This window comes from Sulfitobacter sp. R18_1 (assembly GCF_017743915.1).
GTDB lineage: Bacteria > Pseudomonadota > Alphaproteobacteria > Rhodobacterales > Rhodobacteraceae > Sulfitobacter > Sulfitobacter faviae.
On sequence record NZ_JAGHRG010000007.1, the window covers coordinates 186130 to 203148 of the forward strand.

The following is a 17019-nucleotide window of genomic DNA, read 5'->3' on the forward strand; positions in this document are numbered from 1 at the left end:
ATTGGGGGAAACCCTGACAAGGGCCGATTAAACCGCCTCGCAAAACGGGTATACGATGGCGCGCCGAAATTTCGTGAAAATATCTGCCCTAATTTCAGCAGCTTGTTCCTGCCTATAGGGGATAACCCTGACCCCGCTGGGGCTTTGCCCAATTGGCGACAAATTTTCGGGCCGTTAGCCTCTGGCCACCTACGGAATTAACCGTGTGTTTTATGGTCAAAACGCGGATTTTGCAGTGACAGATAGTGAAACCCCACCCTCGAAGCCCTCTGACGAAAAGGCAGAAAGCAAGACGCCCACGCAGGCCGATCTGATGGAGATCCGCAGCCTCTACGCTCAGGCCGACGCGATGGCCGAAGCCGCTGAGAAGGCGGGCAAATCCGACGGTGAGGCGCAGCCTGCCGCGGCCCCGCCCCCACAAAGCGCCGAACAGGGTGATGAACGAAATGACGCGGGCTAAGCCGCGAGACCGCTCACTTCGAACTGTTGGACACCACATGGTCACTGTCGATCCCGCCCAGCGAATGAAACAGGCCCGACGTATTGCTGACGCCGAATTTCTTGAGCAATTTCGCGCGATAGACCTCTACCGTCCGGTGCGAAATATCGAGGTTGAGCGCGATTTGCTTGCTGGTCAGCCCCTCTGCCAGGTGGCTCAGGATCTCGCGCTCGCGCCGGGTCAGCGGCAGATAGGGCCGTTCGGCAGAAAGGTCTGCAAAGCTCCAAACCGCGCGGTCGAGCGGGCGTTCGGGGGTGAAGGAATGGCCGCGCACCCGGCACCAGAACAGGCTGCCGTCCCGCCGTGCCATGATGCGCTCGTCCCAATAGGTATTGGTCTTGCGCAGCTGGTCGACGCCGCGGTCGCGGATGTTTACGAACTCTTCATCCGAGGGGTAGAGAATGGCGAAAAGCTGGTCGCGCAGATCGCCGCGCGCATAGCCGAACATGGCCGCGAAGGCGTTGTTGCAGTCGCGGATGCAGCGGTTCTCGGTCACCACAAGCCCGACGGGCGCATGAACAAAGGCAAGCTCTTCAAAGCGCCCCTGCGCAAAGCAATCGTCGGTACGTATTTCCACCATCTTGCTCCGTTTAACTCTATTTCCGATGCTGAAACCGCAAGCTAGTCGACGGGAGGAGGCGGCGCAACACGGCGCTGGCCCGCGCAGGGAGGACGCGATGCTAACACGCAAGCGCATGGCGGACGCGCCATGATCGCGCGGGCCGCGGTCGCGCGGGTACGGCTGGCAGGGGGCAAGGGCGCGGGTGACATCACCCGCGCTATGTCCATGCTGACCCGGAAAGGCACGCGCCAATGACCGCCCCCCATTTCCACTTTGTCCCCGTAATGGGCCATGAGGTGCATGTCGCCGAATGGGGTGATCGCCAGAAGCCCGCAGTGCTAATGCTGCACGGTCTGGCCCGCACCGGGCGCGATTTCGATGAGGCCGCCGCCGCCCTGTCGCGGGATTTCCATGTGCTCTGTCCTGATATGATCGGGCGCGGAAGGTCGAGTTGGGCGCGAGATCCTGAGGTGGAATATTCGGTCGAACATTACGCGCAAATCGCGACGGGGCTTTTGGATCACTTCCAGATCGACCGCGCCGCGTGGTTCGGCACCTCTCTGGGCGGCATGATCGGGATGCATGTGGCCTCTAGCCCTGAGGCGCGGCGGGTCAGCGCCTTGGTGGTGAATGACATCAGCCCCGAACTGCCCGAGGCCGCGGTGCAGCGGATCCTTTCCTATGTGGGCAGCCTGCCCGCCTTCGACAGTTTCGCCGAAGGAGAAGCCTGGCTGCGCCAGACCTATGCCCCCTTCGGCCCGGCGGCAGATGCCTATTGGCAGCGCATGGCGCGGTCGTCACTGCGGCGCCGTGGGGATGGGCGGCTGACCCTGCATTATGATCCGCGCATCACCGTGCAATTCACCGCCTCGGCGCATGAGTTGTCGACATGGGACCGTTGGTCACGGACCCGCACGCCTACTCATCTGCTGCGCGGCGCGCAGTCGGACCTGCTGCAACCCGAGGCCGCACAGCGCATGACGCAAAGCGGCCCCCGGCCAGACATGACCGAATTCCCCGGCTGCGGCCATGCCCCCAGCATGTCCACCCCCCAAGACATCGCCCTGCTGCGTCGCGTTCTGGTTGAACTATTGGGGCGATCCGCACCCTCATAGGCGCGATTTATGCAAAATTGACGCTACTGCCCCGGCATTTGCATGCATCCGGGTATTTTTCTTGCGTCAACAAAGAACTGTGCGGTCTAATGCCCCCGGGGCGCATCCGGCCCTCAGAAGGCCGGAGCGTGGAGGACAGGGACCATTTTGGGCAAAGCCGGCATGGAAAAGATCAGAAATGCGCTGTCTCAGCGCGCGAAACGGATTGTCGTGCTGGTCGCGCTCTGCGCCGTTGTCCTTGGCTTTGGCCACCGGATCGAGACGCTGTCCTACCAGACCTACATGCAGGATCTGGAGCTCGACACCACCTTGGAGCTGATCGAAGTCCGCGAACGGATCCGCGCGGATATCTTCGAGCAGATCCTGAAACTGCGCGAATTGGCCACCGTCATCAGCGAGAACCCGACGATCACCCAATCCGAATTCAGCGCCCGCGCGGCAGAGTTCATGGCCGAGAACCCGGATGTCATCAACCTCGCCGTGGCCCCCGATCTCGTTGTCACTATCGTTCACCCCTATGAGGCCAATCGTGGCGTGCTGGGGCTGGACTACCGCCAGAACGCGGCGCAATTGCCGAAAGTCGAACAGGCTTTGCAAAGCGGTGAGGGGCTGGTGACCGGCCCGGTCAATCTGGTGCAGGGCGGGCGCGGGCTGATCCTGCGGCATCCGATCTTTGATTCAACCGGCACCAATGCCGCGCCGGACACGCCTTGGGGCATCCTCTCGATGGTGGTCGATTACGACGCCCTCGTCACCCGGTTGCAAATCCCTGAACTGATCGAGAAATATGATCTGGCCATCCGCGAGTTGACGCCAGAGGGAGAGGTCGAACAGACCATCATCGGCGACCCAGAAATGACCTTGGTCGACCCGATCAAGCTCGACTTCAGCTTTGCCTTTGGCACTTGGCAACTGGCCGCCACGGTCAAAGGCGGCTGGCCAGAGCACCGCCCGGACTTCTGGCTGAACTGGCTCTTGCGTCTGCAAGGCGCGCTCGGCGTTACGATTTTTGCGTGGTACATCATGCGTCTGGCCGACAACCGCAAACTTGCCGAAGAACGCCTGCGCACCGGTGTCGAAGCCTTGGACCACGGTTTTGTCATGTATGACGCCAGGGGCACTTTGGTGCTTTGCAACGAAAAATACCGCGAGATTCATGGCTATAGCGACGTGGTGAAGCCCGGCTCAACCTATGAGAAGATCGTGCGGGACAGCATCCGCCGCGGCATGGTCCCCGATGCCATCGGCAAGGAAGAGGAATGGATCCGCATCTGGCTGGAAAAGCGGGAGAACGGCGCCTTTGAGACCGAGCAGCGCATGCCCGATGGTCGCATCATCCGCACGTCAGACCGGCGGATGAAGGACGGCAGCGTCGTGGGTCTGCGGATCGATGTGACCGATCTGAAAAAGGCGCTTTTGACCGCCGAGGACGCGAACAAGGCCAAGACCGATTTCATGGGCGTGCTGAGCCATGAGTTGCGCACGCCGCTGACCGTCATTCTGGGCCATGTCCGCCTTGCGCGGCATTTCGACCGGACCCCGGCGGCGCGTGACCTATGCACCGCCATCGAGGCTGATCCCCAGACCCGCGAAACGCTCTCCCCCAAGCTGTCGGCGACGATGTCCAAACTGGGCGACATCATGCAAACGGTCGAGCGGTCTGGCAATCACCTGCTGACCCTGATCAACGAGGTGCTCGACTTTGCCAAGATCGACGCGGGCAGCCTGTCCATCGCGATGGAGCCGGTGCAGATCGACGATATCGTCACCCCGACCGCGGACCAGCTCCGCCCGATGGTCGAAGACAAAGGGCTCGAGTTAAAGGTGAAATCGGCCAGCGGCGTGATGCTGGCGGATGGCAAACGCATTCAGCAGGTGTTGATCAACCTGCTAAGCAATGCGACGAAATTCTCCGACGAAGGGACCATTTCGCTGACCTGCCGCATCCGGGGGGAGGTGGTGGAATTCCGCGTGACGGATTCCGGCATCGGCATCCCCGAAGATGAACTTGAGCGCGTTTTCGAACCCTTCCATCAGGTCGATTCCACCGCCACCCGGCGCTTTGGCGGCACCGGGCTGGGCCTTGCCATTTCGCGCGACATCGCCACCGCCCATGGCGGCAGCCTTGTCGCCACCAGCATCATGGGCAAGGGCAGTAGCTTTTTGCTGACCCTGCCCCTGCGCCCTGCCATTGCCCTCGCCGCCGCCGAAGCGCGGGAGGCCGAGGTGGCCTGAACGACGCACCTCGGCTCTTCAACACCATGCCTCACCGCGCAGGCAGGTGCTCCACCACTTGCTCCTGCTCGCCCAGCCCTTGCACACCCAGCCGAACCCGGTCGCCAGGGCTGAGATAGCGCTGCGGTTTCAGCCCCATGCCCACGCCCGGCGGGGTGCCCGTGCAGATCAGATCGCCCGGCTCCAACTGGATGAATTCGGACATGTAGGAGACAATCGTCGCCACATCGAAGATCATCTTTTCGGTAGAGCCGTTTTGCAGCCGCTCGCCATTGACCTCGGTCCAAAGCGACAGCTTGCCCGGATCGCCCAACTCATCCCCCGTCACGAGCACTGGCCCTGTGGGGCAAAAGTTGGGAAAGCTCTTGCCCTTGACCCATTGCCCGCCCCGCTCGGCCTGCCACGCGCGCTCGGACACGTCGTTGACGACGCAATAGCCCAGCACACGATCCAACGCCTGATCGCGGCTGACGTTCAAGGTGGTACGCCCGATCACCACGCCCAACTCGACCTCCCAATCAAGTTTGCTCATCTCCTTGGAATAGAGAAGCGGATCGTTCGGCCCGCAATAGGTGCGGCTGGCCTTGTTGAACAGGATCGGCTCGCGCGGCACCTCCATGCCCGACTCCGCCGCATGGTCGGAATAGTTCAACCCGACGCCCCAGATGTTGCGCGGCTGGCTGACCGGTGCGGCGATGCGCTGGCCTTGGGTCTGGGCCAGCGGCAGCCCTTCCAGATCGACACCCTCCAACACTTCGCGCAACGTCGGGATTGTCTCGGGCGTGAAGTCTGGCACAAGGGCGCTGACATCCCGCGCCTGCCCTGCCGCATCCAGCACCACCGGCGTTTTCACGCCGTCCCGCGCCCCGTATCGCATCAATCGCATGGTGAAATCTCCCCTCTTCACAACCCTCGTTGGCCGTACCATAGCTACTGGGTTGGCGATGACCACCGCTTTGCAAAGTGGCGCACGCCGCCTCTGCCAATCGGCATCCGTCTGCTTATCGGGGTGAAAAGTCTTGTTCTTGCCCCAATTTAGCCGTTGCGGCATTGGCAGCGGAGCCCGAGGGGGATACCTTGGGTGAACATCTGCCCACGCGCCAAGTCAGATGCAAAGACCACGACAGAGGCAAATATGAACGACTTTTACAACGCTCTGGCGGATTTCGACGATCCGCTGCGGCAACTCTATATGCTTGCTGTCGAACCTGACCTCTCTGTCGAAGACAAGATCGCCAAGCTTTTGCAACTGGGCACAGAGGCGCTCGACCTCGAACTTGGCATCGTCTCCCGCGTGGATCACCCGGTCTATGAATGCGTCTATGTTCATGGGCCCGATTGGGCACCCGCCCCGGGCAGCACCTTCGACATCAATGGCACCTATTGCCTGCATACGCTTGGCAACGACGATGTGACTGCTTTTCACCACGCGGGCCAGCAAGAGATTTCGGCCCATCCCTGCTATGAGAACTTTGGGCTGGAAAGCTACATCGGGGCACCGCTGAAAATCGGCGATGCGCTCTTTGGGACGTTGAACTTTTCCGGCACCGCCCCGCGCCCTGCCCCGTTCAGCAAGGCGCAGACCCAATTCGTCCAGTTCCTCGCCCGCTGGCTCAGCAGCGAACTCTCGCGGCAATCCGAGCGCCGCGCGTTGCGCGAGCAGCGCGGGTTGCTCAAGGCGATGGTCGATGCCGTGCCCGAGGCCATCATCATGGCCGATCCCAACCGCCGCGTGGCCATGGTGAACCCGGCGGTCGAAACACTGTTCGGCTACACCCCCGACGCGCTTTTGGGGCGGCAAACGGCGGTTCTTTACGAGACCCTCGGCAGCTACGAACGTATGGGCGAAGAGCTTTCAAACGCTGGCACGGCAAGCAAGGAAAGCGGCTTTACCGTCGCCTGCCGCCGCGCCGATGGCTCTACTTTCGAGGGGCAAGTCGCCACCGCCAAGGTCGAGACTGACCGCGGTGAGCATCTGGGCTATCTCGGCGTGGTGCGCGACGTCAGTGAGCAGCGCGAGTTTGAACGCGCCAAGGACCAGCTTATCGCCACCGTCAGCCATGAGATGAAAACACCGCTGACCGCGCTGACCGGGGCGCTGCGCCTGCTTGAGTTGAACCCGGACGATCTGCCGCCGCAAAAGCGCAAACTGTTGCAGCTTGCGATGCGCAACGCGCGGGCGATCGATCAGATGGTGGGGGATATTCTGGATGTCGAAACCCTGCGCAGACCGGATCAATCGGGGTTCTCCGAACGCGCCTTGGCACCGCTCTTGGCCCAAGCCTCAGAGACCTTGGTCTCCTACGCGAAAGAGCGCGGCGTCGGCTTGGAAATGACCCCCTCCGAGGCCCCTGCACCGCTGTTGCGGCTGCACGAAGGGCGGCTCACGCGGTTGTTGTCGAACCTGCTGTCCAACGCGATCAAAGCCTCGGACGAAGGCGGCACGGTTCAGCTTGGTCTTTCAGAGGATGGCACCGGGTTCTGGGTCAAAGACCACGGCAGCGGCCTGCCTTTGGAACTGCAACCGGTTCTTTTCGAACGGTTTTCCCGCGGCTCCAGCTACCGGGTCAAAGAGGGGCATGGGCTGGGCATGAGCATCGTCAAAGCCATTGTCGACCAGCACCTTGGGGAAATCCGCTTTGAAACCGCCGAGGGCGAAGGCACGACCTTTTTCGTAGACTTCCCGCCGCTCGAAGGGCGGCCGGATGCGATGGCCGCCTCCTGACGGCGCATCGCGGCCCCGGCGAGCTTCAGGTCAGAAAAGCCCGAAGCGCGTGCAGCGTGCGGTCAATCCCGGCGGCGGTGGTCAGCACCCCCGGCGACATGCGCAGGGTCTGGCTGCGGTTGTCGACGTAAATCTCCAGCGCCGCCAATTGCGCCACCACATCCGCCGCGTCGATGTGATCGGGCAGAACCACCATGAGACTGCCGCCCCGCTGGTCCGGGTCCGCCGGGCTGGCAAGGGTCAGGCCCATCTCCTCAAGCCCCGCCTGTAGCTGCGCGGTCAGCTTGCGGTTATGCGCCGCCAAGACTTCGGTGTTCTGCCCCATGCGCCATTTCATCGCTGGCAGGCTGGCCACCGCAGGAACGGTCGAGGGCGTGCCACTGTCGAGCCGCCGAATGTCAGGCGCGAATTCGAAAGCGTCGAGATCCCATGAGAACGGATTGCCTTGCGAGAACCAGCCGCGCATCTCGGGTTGGCACTGCGGGATCAGTTCGGCATCCATATAGACGATCCCCGCCCCCGGCGTGCCGCACATCCATTTGAGGCTGGTCGACAGGGCGAAATCGACGCGCGGCGCGGTCACGTCATAGGGCAGCAGCCCCACGGCCTGCGTCATATCCACCCCGATGAGCGACCCCATCTTGCGGCCATGCGCCACCAGTTGCGGGATGTCCAACCGGTGCGAGGTCGTCGAACTGACCCAAGTGAGCAAAGCCAGCGCCACCTCCTCATCCCAATGGGCGATGATGTCTTCGGCCTCGACCCAATGGCCCCCTTGCCGGATCGGCACAGTGTTCAACGTGAAACCAAAACGCTTCGACAGGCCGGTGAGCAGGAAGTGCAGAGAGGGGAAACCATCCTCGGCCACCAAGACCTTCTTGCCGCGCAGGGTGCCTTCGGGCAACGCACCGATGACGGCCATCAGCCCGGTGGTGACGCTCTCTGTCGTGGTGACGGTGCCCTTCGGCGCGCCGATCAACTCGGCCCAGAGGTCAATGAACTGCTGGCGCTTGGGCAAGACATCGGCCCATTGATCGCCGTTGGGCGCGGCCCATGCATCTGTGAAATCGGTGAGCCCGGCCAGCATATCCGCATGTTTGCCGGGGTATTGGCCGATGGAGTGATAAAGGAGATAGGCGTCGCCCGTTCCTGTTTCTGTGGACATTGTAATCTCCGTAGGGTGTTGGCCGCGCAGGCGCGCGGGACGGTAGTTTTGTGGGGGACGGGGCGCTTCGGCTCAGCGGTAGCCGCGCTTGTAATGCTGCTCTAGCCAGCCGGTGAAACGGACCATCGGCCAAAGGATCGCGATGTAGATCAGCGCGGCCAGCAGCAGCGGCGTGGGGTTGGCGAAAAGCGCCTGCGCGTCGGTGGCCTGTTTCAGAAGGTCATCCATCGCCACGACCGAGGCGAGCGAAGTGTCTTTCATAATCGCCACCGCATAGGAGGCCAGCGGCGGGATCATCATCCGAAACGCCTGCGGCAGGATCACCTTGCGCATGGTGGTAAAGAAGGACAGGCCAAGCGCATCGCAGGCTTCGAACTGCCCGCGCGGTACGGCTTCGATCCCGGCGCGCACGACCTCTGCCGTATAGGCCGCCAGCACCAACGCCAGCGCAATGGTCGCCCCTACGAATGAGGAAAAGACGATGCCCGCGAAGGGCAGCGCGTAGTAGACGAGGATCAGCACCACCAGCACCGGAATGGCGCGGAAGATATCCGTATACAGAACCGCCAGCAGCCGGAACGGCTTGGCCGCATAGAGCCGCACCAGACAGACCAGCACGCCAAGGATACCGCCAAAGAAAATCGCCGAAGCGCCCAGCAGAATGGTGTTGAGCAGCCCGCGCATCAAGATCGGGAAAGCGCGGCGCATCACGTCGAGATTGAAGAAGATGTCGATGATTTCCATTGCGCAGTCCGTCAGTTTGATCGCAGAGGGCGAGCTTTGGGCCGTGGGCGGAGCGGCGCCCCGCCCACGGCCCAAAGGTATCAGTCAGCCGAGGTGGGCACCGGCAGCGGGGTCACCGCAAGACTGCCCTCGGCGGGGGCCACGCCGAGCCATTTCTCATAGAGCGCCGCCATGGTGCCATCCTTTTTCATCGAAGAGATCGCATCGTTGACCGCCTCCAGATGCTCAGAGCCCTTGGGCATCATGATCGCGAATCTATCGCCCGTCGGAATCTCGACCGAGACCTGCAAGCCCTGCATCGTCGGCTGGGCAAAGGCGTAGCGCAGGCTGACGATATCATTCACCGCGGCATCGATCCGGCCACTGCGCAGATCAGTCAGCATATTGGCGGTGGTGTCATAGCTGGAATAGGATTTATAGCCGAGCTCACCCTCCCGCTCTTTCAACCAATTCTCCGGGAAAGAGGTGGCGATGGAACCGATGCGCTTGCCCTCCAGCCCGTCGAGATCGGCAATCCCGGCGTCGGTCTTGGTGCCGACCCCCAATGCGCCAGAGAAATAGGGCTGCGTGAAAGACTGCGCCTCAAGCCGTTCATCGGTGATGGTGAGCGAGGAAATCACCGCATCCACCCGGCCCGAAGCGGTGGCCACGAAAAGCGCGCGGAAGTCGTAGCCGCTGATTTCGGTCGTCTTGCCAAGCCGAGCCGCGACCTCATTGATGATGTCGACCTCGAACCCCTCGAACACGCCCGCTTCGTTCTTGAACTCCCATGGCGGGTTCGCCGGGTAAGAGCCGATTTTCAGCACGTCCTGCGCCATGGCAGAGACGCCCGACAGTGCCGTCAGCGCCGCGACGGTGAGGCCAACGATCAGATTATTTTTCAGATTCATGTTTTGCTCCCTGTGAACACCCCCGCGCAGCGCGGCAAGCTTTCCCCTATTGGCTGCCAGTTTTCGTATACGAATTCAATTGAATTTTACAAGTATGCAAACTTATACCTAGCCATAAGCATATTTCTTGCGCATGCTCGGCCTGCAATCGCATACTTTTCAGAGAGGCCGGAATGCCCCGCTCAGCTAAGCGTCACATGAAAGATCAGATTTACGACATCTTCCTCGGGCGCATTCAGCGGGGCGAGATCAGCCATGGCGACCGCTTTGTCGACACCGCCGTCGCCGAAGAGTTCAACGTCTCGCGGATGCCGGTGCGCGATGCGCTGATGCGCCTGTCGCATGAGGGCTACCTCGACAGCACGACGCGGGGCTTCACCCTGCCCAACCTGTCGATGCGCCAGATTTGCGAGATTTTCGAGTTGCGCCGCCTGCTGGAGCCGCGCGCCGCAGCGCTGGCCACCAATCAGCTGACCGATGAGGACATCGCCACCCTGACCCGCGCGGTGGAACAATCCGAGCGCACGTTGGAAACCGGCGATATCGAAAGCCTCTATGCCGCCTCCGAAGACATCCGCCGCACTTGGATCATGGCCGTGCCTAACATCGAGTTGCGCGACACGATCCTGCGCTACATGGCCCAAATTCAGGCCGTTCGCATGGCCACGCTGCGCGACGCCGTCGCGCATGAAACCCTCGTCGATTTGCACCGCGACATGCTGCGCGCCTTTACCGCCCGCGATGCGGCCAAGGTGGAGCTTTTGCTGCTGCGCTACGTTCTGGCCGGAGAGGATAGCTTCCTGCGGCTGAAAGCCCGCGCACAGGATTAACCCGCCTCGCCCTTGGCCACCGCACAGAGCCAATCGCGCACGATGATCGCCGCGCTCGACACCCCCTGCCGGGGCGAAAGCAGGTAGAAATCCAGCCCGCCTTCCATCACATGCGGCACCGGGCGCAGCAGCCGCCCTGCCTCAAGATCGCGCTGCACCAGAAAGCGGCTTGCCAGCGCCACACCCTGCCCCGCCAAAGCAGCATCAAGGCTTAGGGTCGTTTGATTGAACCGCAGCGCGCGGGCCGGTTTGACGCTGCCGCCAAAAGCCTCTTCAGCAAAGCGCGGCCAGAGGTCATGGGTGTCGTGAAGCAGGGTCATGCGCGCCAGTGTGGCGGCATCGACCGGCCCCTCCCCCGCAAGCAGCGCCGGAGAGCATACGGCCACCACCTCCTGCGCGAAAAGCAGGTTCGCCCTCAGGCTCGCCCCAAAGGGCGGACGCGCCTGCCGCACGGCAAGGTCGACCCCATCGGCATGAAAACTCGCCACCCGCTCTGTCGCCGTGATGCGCAGATCGATGCCGGGGTGGGCTTGGGTGAAGTCCGAAAGCCGGGGGATCAGCCATTTCGACGCGAAGGTCGGCGTCACGCTGATCGTCACCCGCGCGGGCGCGTGGCGCAGAGCATCCGTCGCCTCCGCCAATTGCTCGAAAGCACGCGACACCGACAGATGATAGGCGCGCCCCTCGTCGGTAAAGGCCAGCCCCCGCGGCTCGCGCAGGAACAGACGCAGCCCCAGATGATCCTCCAGCCCGCGCACCTGTTGGGCAACCGCGCCTTGGGTCACGCCCAACTCATCCGCCGCGGCCCGGAAATTCAGGTGACGCCCGGCGGCGGCAAAGGCACGAAGCCCGTTCAAGGGCGGCAGAGGCATCTCATTCGACACGATAGTTTTCCTATAGTCATACAACAAAGCATCTGGCTGGCTGCACGAGATCACAGCGCCTAAATGACGCTGCATATCCCCGCAGCGCAATCGCTGCCTAGTATATGGAGCATATCCGATGACAGCAGAAAAAGTAGCCCTTATCACCGCAGGCGGCAGCGGCATGGGCGCCGGCGCGGCCCGCAAACTGGCAGCAGATGGCTTTAAGGTTGGCGTCCTGTCTTCCTCCGGCAAGGGGGAGGCGCTCGGCACCGAACTGGGTGGCTTTGGGATCACCGGCTCGAACCAATCGCCAGACGCGCTGGCGCAGCTGGTGGATGGCGCGTTGGACCGTTGGGGCCGCGTCGATGTGCTGGTGAACTCCGCCGGGCATGGGCCGAAAGGCGACAGTCTGGAAATGAGTGACGCAGATTGGCACGATGGGATGGATGTCTATCTGATGAACGTGATCCGCCCCACCCGTTTGGTAACGCCGATCATGGCGGCGCAGGGCGGCGGTGCGATCATCAACATATCGACCTTCGCCACCTTCGAGCCGGACCCGCTCTTTCCCACCTCGGGCGTCTTCCGCGCCGGGCTGGCAGGTTTCGCCAAACTCTATGCCGATCAATATGCGGGCCAGAACATCCGCATGAACAACGTCTTGCCCGGCTTTATCGACAGCCTGCCCGAGACCGAGGACCGGCGCGCGCGCATTCCCATGGGGCGCTACGGCACGGAGTCCGAGGTGTCATCGCTGATCGGCTGGCTCGCTTCCGAAGGCGGGGCCTATGTCACCGGGCAGAACTGGCGCATCGACGGCGGGCTGACCCGTGGCGTCTGAGGTGCTTGTGCCCGCCACGCCGCAGCGGCTTGCCTTTTGGGTCAAATGGATCGCCTCGGTGATCCAGATCCTCGGCTATGCCGCCACAGGTTTCGGCTGGACGCCGTGGAACCTCTACCTCTTCGTGGTGGGGGTTCTGGGCTGGCTGATCGTCGGGCTGCTTTGGAATGACCGGGCGATCACGCTGGTTCACCTCGTTGCCATGGGGGCGATGTTGGCGGGGATGGCCAGCCAGTAGTGGCGGTGTGTCGAGGGGTGTCGCCTGCGTGACGGCCCCCCGTATCCCCGCATAACATCCGGCGGGGGAACCGTGTCCCCTCCCCCCGCCTGCCTTGCACGACGCGGAAGCTGCCCCATATCTCTTTGCAAAGGACAACCGCGAGAGACCAAGATGGGCTATGTGAAGACAGCGATGCTGATGGCGGCGATGACCGCGCTTTTCATGGGGGTCGGCTATTTGATCGGCGGATCGGGCGGTGCGCTGATCGCGCTGGTGGTGGCGGCGGGGATGAACGCCTTCACCTGGTGGAACTCCGACCGCATGGTGCTCAAGATGCACAATGCGCAGCCCGTCTCGCCGGGGGACCGCGCGGGGCTCTACGCCATGACGGCAGAGCTTGCGCGGAATGCGGGTCTGCCCGAGCCCAAAGTCTATCTGATCGACACGCCCCAGCCCAACGCCTTCGCCACCGGGCGCAATCCGGCCAATGCTGCTGTGGCGGTGACCAAGGGGCTGATGCAAAGCCTCAGCCGCGAGGAACTGGCGGGCGTCATCGCGCATGAGCTGGCCCATATCCGCAACCATGACACGGCGATCATGACCGTGACGGCCACTTTCGCCGGTGCGATTTCGATGCTGGCGAATTTCGCGCTGTTCTTCGGCGGCGCGCGTGAGCGGATGGGGATGATCGGGACGTTGATGATGATGTTCCTCGCCCCCATGGCCGCCGCGCTGGTGCAGATGGCAATCAGCCGGACCCGGGAATATGCCGCCGATAAGGCGGGGGCCGAGATCTGCGGCCATCCGCTCTGGCTCGCCTCCGCGCTTGAGAAGATCGCTATGGGGGCCGCGCGGATCGACAATCACGCGGCAGAGCGCAACCCCGCCACGGCGCATATGTTCATCATCAACCCGCTACACGCGCATAAACACGACAATCTTTTCGCCACCCATCCGGCGACGGAGAACCGCATCGCGGCCCTGCGTGCGATGACACCTGACGCCGCGCCAGTGCGAACACAGAGCGCCCGCCCAACCAGCAGCAGCCGGATTCCAAAAACCGGCAGACGCCGCGACGCGGGGCCGTGGCGCTAGGCCGCGCTTAGCCCCGCCGCCAGTAGGCGGTGCAAATCTGGCGGGTTTTATCCATGCCGAGCTGGGTTTTGAAATGCCCGCGCAATTGCTGGGCGTTCTGGAACTCTCCGGCGAAAAAGGCATAGCCCAAACCGTCATCCGTCAGCGCCTGCGCATGGCCAAGCACTTCGGCCTCGAAGGTGGCGGGCGGCAGGGCATGGACGCGCAGCTTGGTCTTGGGCAGGTAATCGCGATAAGACACGCCGCGCGGCAGGGCCGCCACCACATCGCCCACCGCATCCTCCGGCAGCCGCGCCAAAAGCTGCGCCACGGCGGGCAGCCCCGTTCCATCGGCGGCAAGGAAATAGGAAGAGGCTTTCGGCAAGGCGCTGATGCCCACCGGCCCCATTGCGCCGATCCGCTGCCCGGCATGGGCGCTCTGCGCCCATTGTGAGATCAGGCCGGAGCCGTGGCGAACCACGTCGATATCGACCTCTTCGCGCTCGGGGCGGATGTTCTTGAGCGTGACATAGCGGGCGTGCAACTCATCCGCCCCCTTGGGCCAGACCGGCGCCCCATTGGCGCCCATCACCGGCCAGACCGGCGTGCGGCTGGCATCGCGCGGCAGGATCAGGCGCAGATGGATGCCCTGCGGGGCAAGTTCGGCAATGTCGGGGTAATGCAGGGTAACACGCTGCATCCCTTCAAAGAGGATTTCGCTGTTCAGCACCTCCAACAAACGGAAGTTCTGCGGCGTCTCTCCGGCCTCTTGCGCCACTCCCTGCCAGCGGATGCGATCGGCCAGCGCGGGGTCAAACTCCGCCACATGATGGACCATGCCCTCTTTCGAGAATTGCATGGCGTTTTCGCCGGGAGCTTGCAGGCTGACCTCCAGCCCACGCGGGCAAAGATCGAACTCTACCCGGTAGCCGTCTTGCTCAAACACATGACCCGTCGGCCCCTTGGCGCGAAACACCATGCCGTGGTCATCGACAAGATGCGACAGGATTTGCGAGAGCATCTCCTGCGGGGCGTCCATGGGGATGGTGGTCTTGGCTTTGGCGATGGTCATCCGTGGCTCCTCCCGGTCAAAAGAAAGCGCGGCACACGAGGGGAGTGCCGCGCTCTAGGCTCACCAGCTATGGGCCAGCTTCACGGTGACTTCACGGCCGGGGCTGTAGAAGTCAGCGTAAGAGCCGCCGAAGGAGGTGTGCTTTTCGTCGAACAGGTTGGTGACATTGGCCGACAGGGTAGTCTGCTCGGACAGGTCATAGCTGACCGCGGCATCGACCACGACAAAGCTGCCGGTCTCGCCTGTGGCGTTGCTGTCGCTGTAGTAGTAGCCGCTGTTGAACCGCGCGCCCAAACCGACTGTCAGATCACCGCGGCCAAGGTTTTCCCATGTCCGGCTGGCCCAGATCGAGGCGATGTTTTCAGGCACCAGACCGGGGCGGTTGCCGACGTTGCCCGCGGTGCCGTTCTCTTTGATCTCGGCATCCAGATAGCTGTAGGCGGCGGTGAGAGTATAGGCGCCCATCTCGGCCTTGGCTTCCAGATCGATACCACGCACGCCGATCTCACCGATGGTTTCCGGCAAGTTGGTCGCCGGATTGGTGCGGGTGATGTTGCTTTTCGACAGGTCATAGACCGAGGCCGTCAACAGCGCGTTGGTCCCCATAGGCTGCCATTTGGTGCCCAGCTCGAACTGCTCGCCCTCTTCCGGCTCGACGCCAAAGCCTGCGGGCACGACCGACTGTGCGTAGTTCCCAAAGACCGAGAGGTTGGGCTTGATCTTATAGGTCAGACCCACGCGGCCTGTCGTCTCGCTGATGTCGTTGGTTTGAACCGTGCCGGCAAGGTTGTTGGTTTCGGTCACGTCGATCCAGTCGTGGCGCAGCCCGAAGGAGGCGATGAAACGCTCGTTCCAGTTCAGCTCTTGCTGAGCGTAGATCGCCTTGCCTTCCGTCTCGGTGTCAAGATCGGCAAACATCGGCACGCTGGTCGGACGGCCCGTATAGGTCGGGTTGTCGCGGTCAACCGACGGTGCCGGGCCATAGAAGCGTTGGTCAGACTCGTCGGACCAAGAGAATTCGACCCCCGCCGTGGTGGTGCTGGCGGCCCCGCCGAGGAACCCCTCATAGGTCAGATGCAGATCGGATATCATGCTCTCGCTCGTGCCATCGCTGGCAAAAAAGGCGCGGTCCACCGTGCTGTCATTCGGGGTTCCATCGCTGACATAGGCATAGCCGAAGTCATCGGCGCTGTCGCTATAACGCAGGGTGCCGCCAAAGCTCAGCCCGTTGCCAAAATCATGCGCACCCAGAACAGAGATGGTCGTCCGCTCGGTGCCGCGGTAGTTATAGTCAGGCTCGCCATAGAACACATCGCTGCGGTCAAAATCGCCGCCCGCCGGGAAACCGCCGCTGCCGGGCACGGAATCGCGGTTGAGGTGATCGACGATCACGGTCAGTTCAGAGGCATCGGAGGGGCGCCATGTCAGGCCGCCCATCGCGAAAATCTCATCGTTCTCGGAATAGGGGTACTCAAGCTCACCGTTGCGCAGCAGACCGGTGAAACGGTAGCTGAGCGTGCCTTCCTCATCCAGATTGTCGCCGAAATCCACACCGGTTTCCAAGCTGCCATAGGAGTCGACCGAGGTGTAGACACTGCCAAAACGTTCTTCACGGGGGCGTTTGGTGACATAGTTGACCGAGCCGCCGGGATCGGAAAGGCCAAAGGTCGACGACGACGCGCCGCGGATCACTTCGACCCGCTCATAGGCGAAAGGCTCTTCGCGGACAGCGCCAAAGTTCGCGCCCAGCGTCAGCCCATCGCGGTAGGTATAGGCCTCAAAACCGCGCAGGATGAAATAGTCGAACCGGTCATCCGCGCCATAGCTGTCGGTGCTGGCACCGGCGGTGTAGTTCAACACCTGCTCCACGCTATCCGCGCCGCGGGCTTCGATCTCGCGGCTGGTGACGACCGAGACGCTGGCCGGGATGTCGATGATCTCACCCGACAGTTTGCCGCCGCTGCTGATCTCGCTGGCGACAATCGTTTCGGCATCCGCCGCGCCCGAAGTCTGCGCCTCGGCTTCGAGGATCACGTCATCCAACTGGTAAGCTTCTTGCGCGTAAAGCGTGCCCGGCACCAGCGCCGTACAGCACAAAAGCGCCGTCTTGAGAGAGCCGCGCCCCAGTTGCAGGGGGATGAGTTTGGAAGAGGACATGGCGGTCTCCGTAATAACCTAGTG

16 protein-coding genes are annotated in these 17019 nt (G+C 62.6%); 8 read left to right on the plus strand and 8 right to left on the minus strand.

Translation table 11 applies throughout. The annotated features are described in order from the left end of the window. Positions 1–235 precede the first annotated feature (235 nt). Positions 236–460, plus strand: coding sequence for a hypothetical protein (locus J7392_RS15130; RefSeq protein WP_209218331.1), 225 nt, complete (start codon positions 236–238; stop codon positions 458–460). 13 nt (positions 461–473) lie between these two features. On the opposite strand, the gene J7392_RS15135 is transcribed toward J7392_RS15130, so the two are convergent. After that, positions 474–1079 carry a helix-turn-helix transcriptional regulator gene (locus J7392_RS15135; RefSeq protein WP_209218332.1) on the minus strand — a complete coding sequence of 202 codons (606 nt, stop codon included), beginning with the start codon at positions 1077–1079 and terminating at the stop codon, positions 474–476. Between the two features lie 233 nt (positions 1080–1312). On the opposite strand from J7392_RS15135, the gene J7392_RS15140 reads away from it, so the two are divergent. Both J7392_RS15140 and J7392_RS15145 read left to right on the plus strand, forming a co-directional pair. Further along, positions 1313–2176: an alpha/beta hydrolase gene (locus tag J7392_RS15140; RefSeq protein WP_209218333.1), complete on the plus strand. Its 864-nt coding sequence runs from the start codon at positions 1313–1315 to the stop codon at positions 2174–2176. A 162-nt stretch (positions 2177–2338) separates the two neighbouring features. Next, entirely contained in the window at positions 2339–4411 is a 2073-nt protein-coding gene (locus J7392_RS15145) for an ATP-binding protein (RefSeq protein ID WP_209218334.1), read from the plus strand. Between the two features lie 31 nt (positions 4412–4442). Here the strand turns inward: J7392_RS15145 and J7392_RS15150 are convergent, their stop codons facing one another. Continuing rightward, entirely contained in the window at positions 4443–5297 is an 855-nt protein-coding gene (locus J7392_RS15150) for a fumarylacetoacetate hydrolase family protein (protein ID WP_209218335.1), read from the minus strand. A 249-nt stretch (positions 5298–5546) separates the two neighbouring features. Here J7392_RS15150 and J7392_RS15155 point away from each other — a divergent pair, with 249 nt between their 5' ends. Then, a complete protein-coding gene (locus J7392_RS15155; RefSeq protein WP_209218336.1) occupies positions 5547–7136 on the plus strand; it encodes an ATP-binding protein in 1590 nt (529 codons plus the stop codon). A 25-nt stretch (positions 7137–7161) separates the two neighbouring features. On the opposite strand, the gene J7392_RS15160 is transcribed toward J7392_RS15155, so the two are convergent. The 3 genes from J7392_RS15160 to J7392_RS15170 all read right to left on the minus strand — a co-directional run bounded on the left by J7392_RS15160 (position 7162) and on the right by J7392_RS15170 (position 9935). Continuing rightward, positions 7162–8301 carry an aminotransferase class V-fold PLP-dependent enzyme gene (locus J7392_RS15160; RefSeq protein WP_209218337.1) on the minus strand — a complete coding sequence of 380 codons (1140 nt, stop codon included), beginning with the start codon at positions 8299–8301 and terminating at the stop codon, positions 7162–7164. 72 nt (positions 8302–8373) lie between these two features. After that, on the minus strand, positions 8374–9045 hold the full coding sequence (locus tag J7392_RS15165; protein WP_067265504.1) for an amino acid ABC transporter permease: 672 nt from the start codon (positions 9043–9045) through the stop codon (positions 8374–8376). Positions 9046–9125: 80 nt separating this feature from the next. Next, positions 9126–9935: an ABC transporter substrate-binding protein gene (locus J7392_RS15170; RefSeq protein ID WP_209218338.1), complete on the minus strand. Its 810-nt coding sequence runs from the start codon at positions 9933–9935 to the stop codon at positions 9126–9128. Positions 9936–10108: 173 nt separating this feature from the next. Here J7392_RS15170 and J7392_RS15175 point away from each other — a divergent pair, with 173 nt between their 5' ends. Continuing rightward, entirely contained in the window at positions 10109–10765 is a 657-nt protein-coding gene (locus tag J7392_RS15175) for a GntR family transcriptional regulator (protein WP_209218339.1), read from the plus strand. Here J7392_RS15175 and J7392_RS15180 read toward each other — a convergent pair. Next, the gene (locus tag J7392_RS15180) at positions 10762–11637 is read right to left on the minus strand and encodes a LysR substrate-binding domain-containing protein (RefSeq protein ID WP_209218397.1); all 876 of its coding nucleotides are present in this window, start codon (positions 11635–11637) and stop codon (positions 10762–10764) included. The genes J7392_RS15175 and J7392_RS15180 overlap by 4 nt on opposite strands. A gap of 130 nt (positions 11638–11767) precedes the next feature. On the opposite strand from J7392_RS15180, the gene J7392_RS15185 reads away from it, so the two are divergent. From J7392_RS15185 to htpX, 3 genes are all read left to right on the plus strand, one after another. Then, positions 11768–12472, plus strand: coding sequence for an SDR family oxidoreductase (locus J7392_RS15185; RefSeq protein ID WP_209218340.1), 705 nt, complete (start codon positions 11768–11770; stop codon positions 12470–12472). Further along, positions 12462–12710 (plus strand): DUF6552 family protein, encoded by a 249-nt coding sequence (locus J7392_RS15190; protein WP_209218341.1) that lies wholly within the window; start codon positions 12462–12464, stop codon positions 12708–12710. The genes J7392_RS15185 and J7392_RS15190 overlap by 11 nt, the downstream gene beginning before the upstream one ends. Before the next feature lie 153 nt (positions 12711–12863). After that, positions 12864–13787 (plus strand): zinc metalloprotease HtpX, encoded by a 924-nt coding sequence (gene htpX / locus J7392_RS15195; protein ID WP_209218342.1) that lies wholly within the window; start codon positions 12864–12866, stop codon positions 13785–13787. 7 nt (positions 13788–13794) lie between these two features. Here htpX and J7392_RS15200 read toward each other — a convergent pair whose 3' ends face one another. Together J7392_RS15200 and J7392_RS15205 are read right to left on the minus strand one after the other, a co-directional pair. Continuing rightward, on the minus strand, positions 13795–14838 hold the full coding sequence (locus J7392_RS15200; RefSeq protein ID WP_209218343.1) for a siderophore-interacting protein: 1044 nt from the start codon (positions 14836–14838) through the stop codon (positions 13795–13797). Positions 14839–14898: 60 nt separating this feature from the next. Further along, on the minus strand, positions 14899–16995 hold the full coding sequence (locus J7392_RS15205) for a TonB-dependent siderophore receptor (RefSeq protein ID WP_209218344.1): 2097 nt from the start codon (positions 16993–16995) through the stop codon (positions 14899–14901). Positions 16996–17019 lie beyond the last annotated feature (24 nt).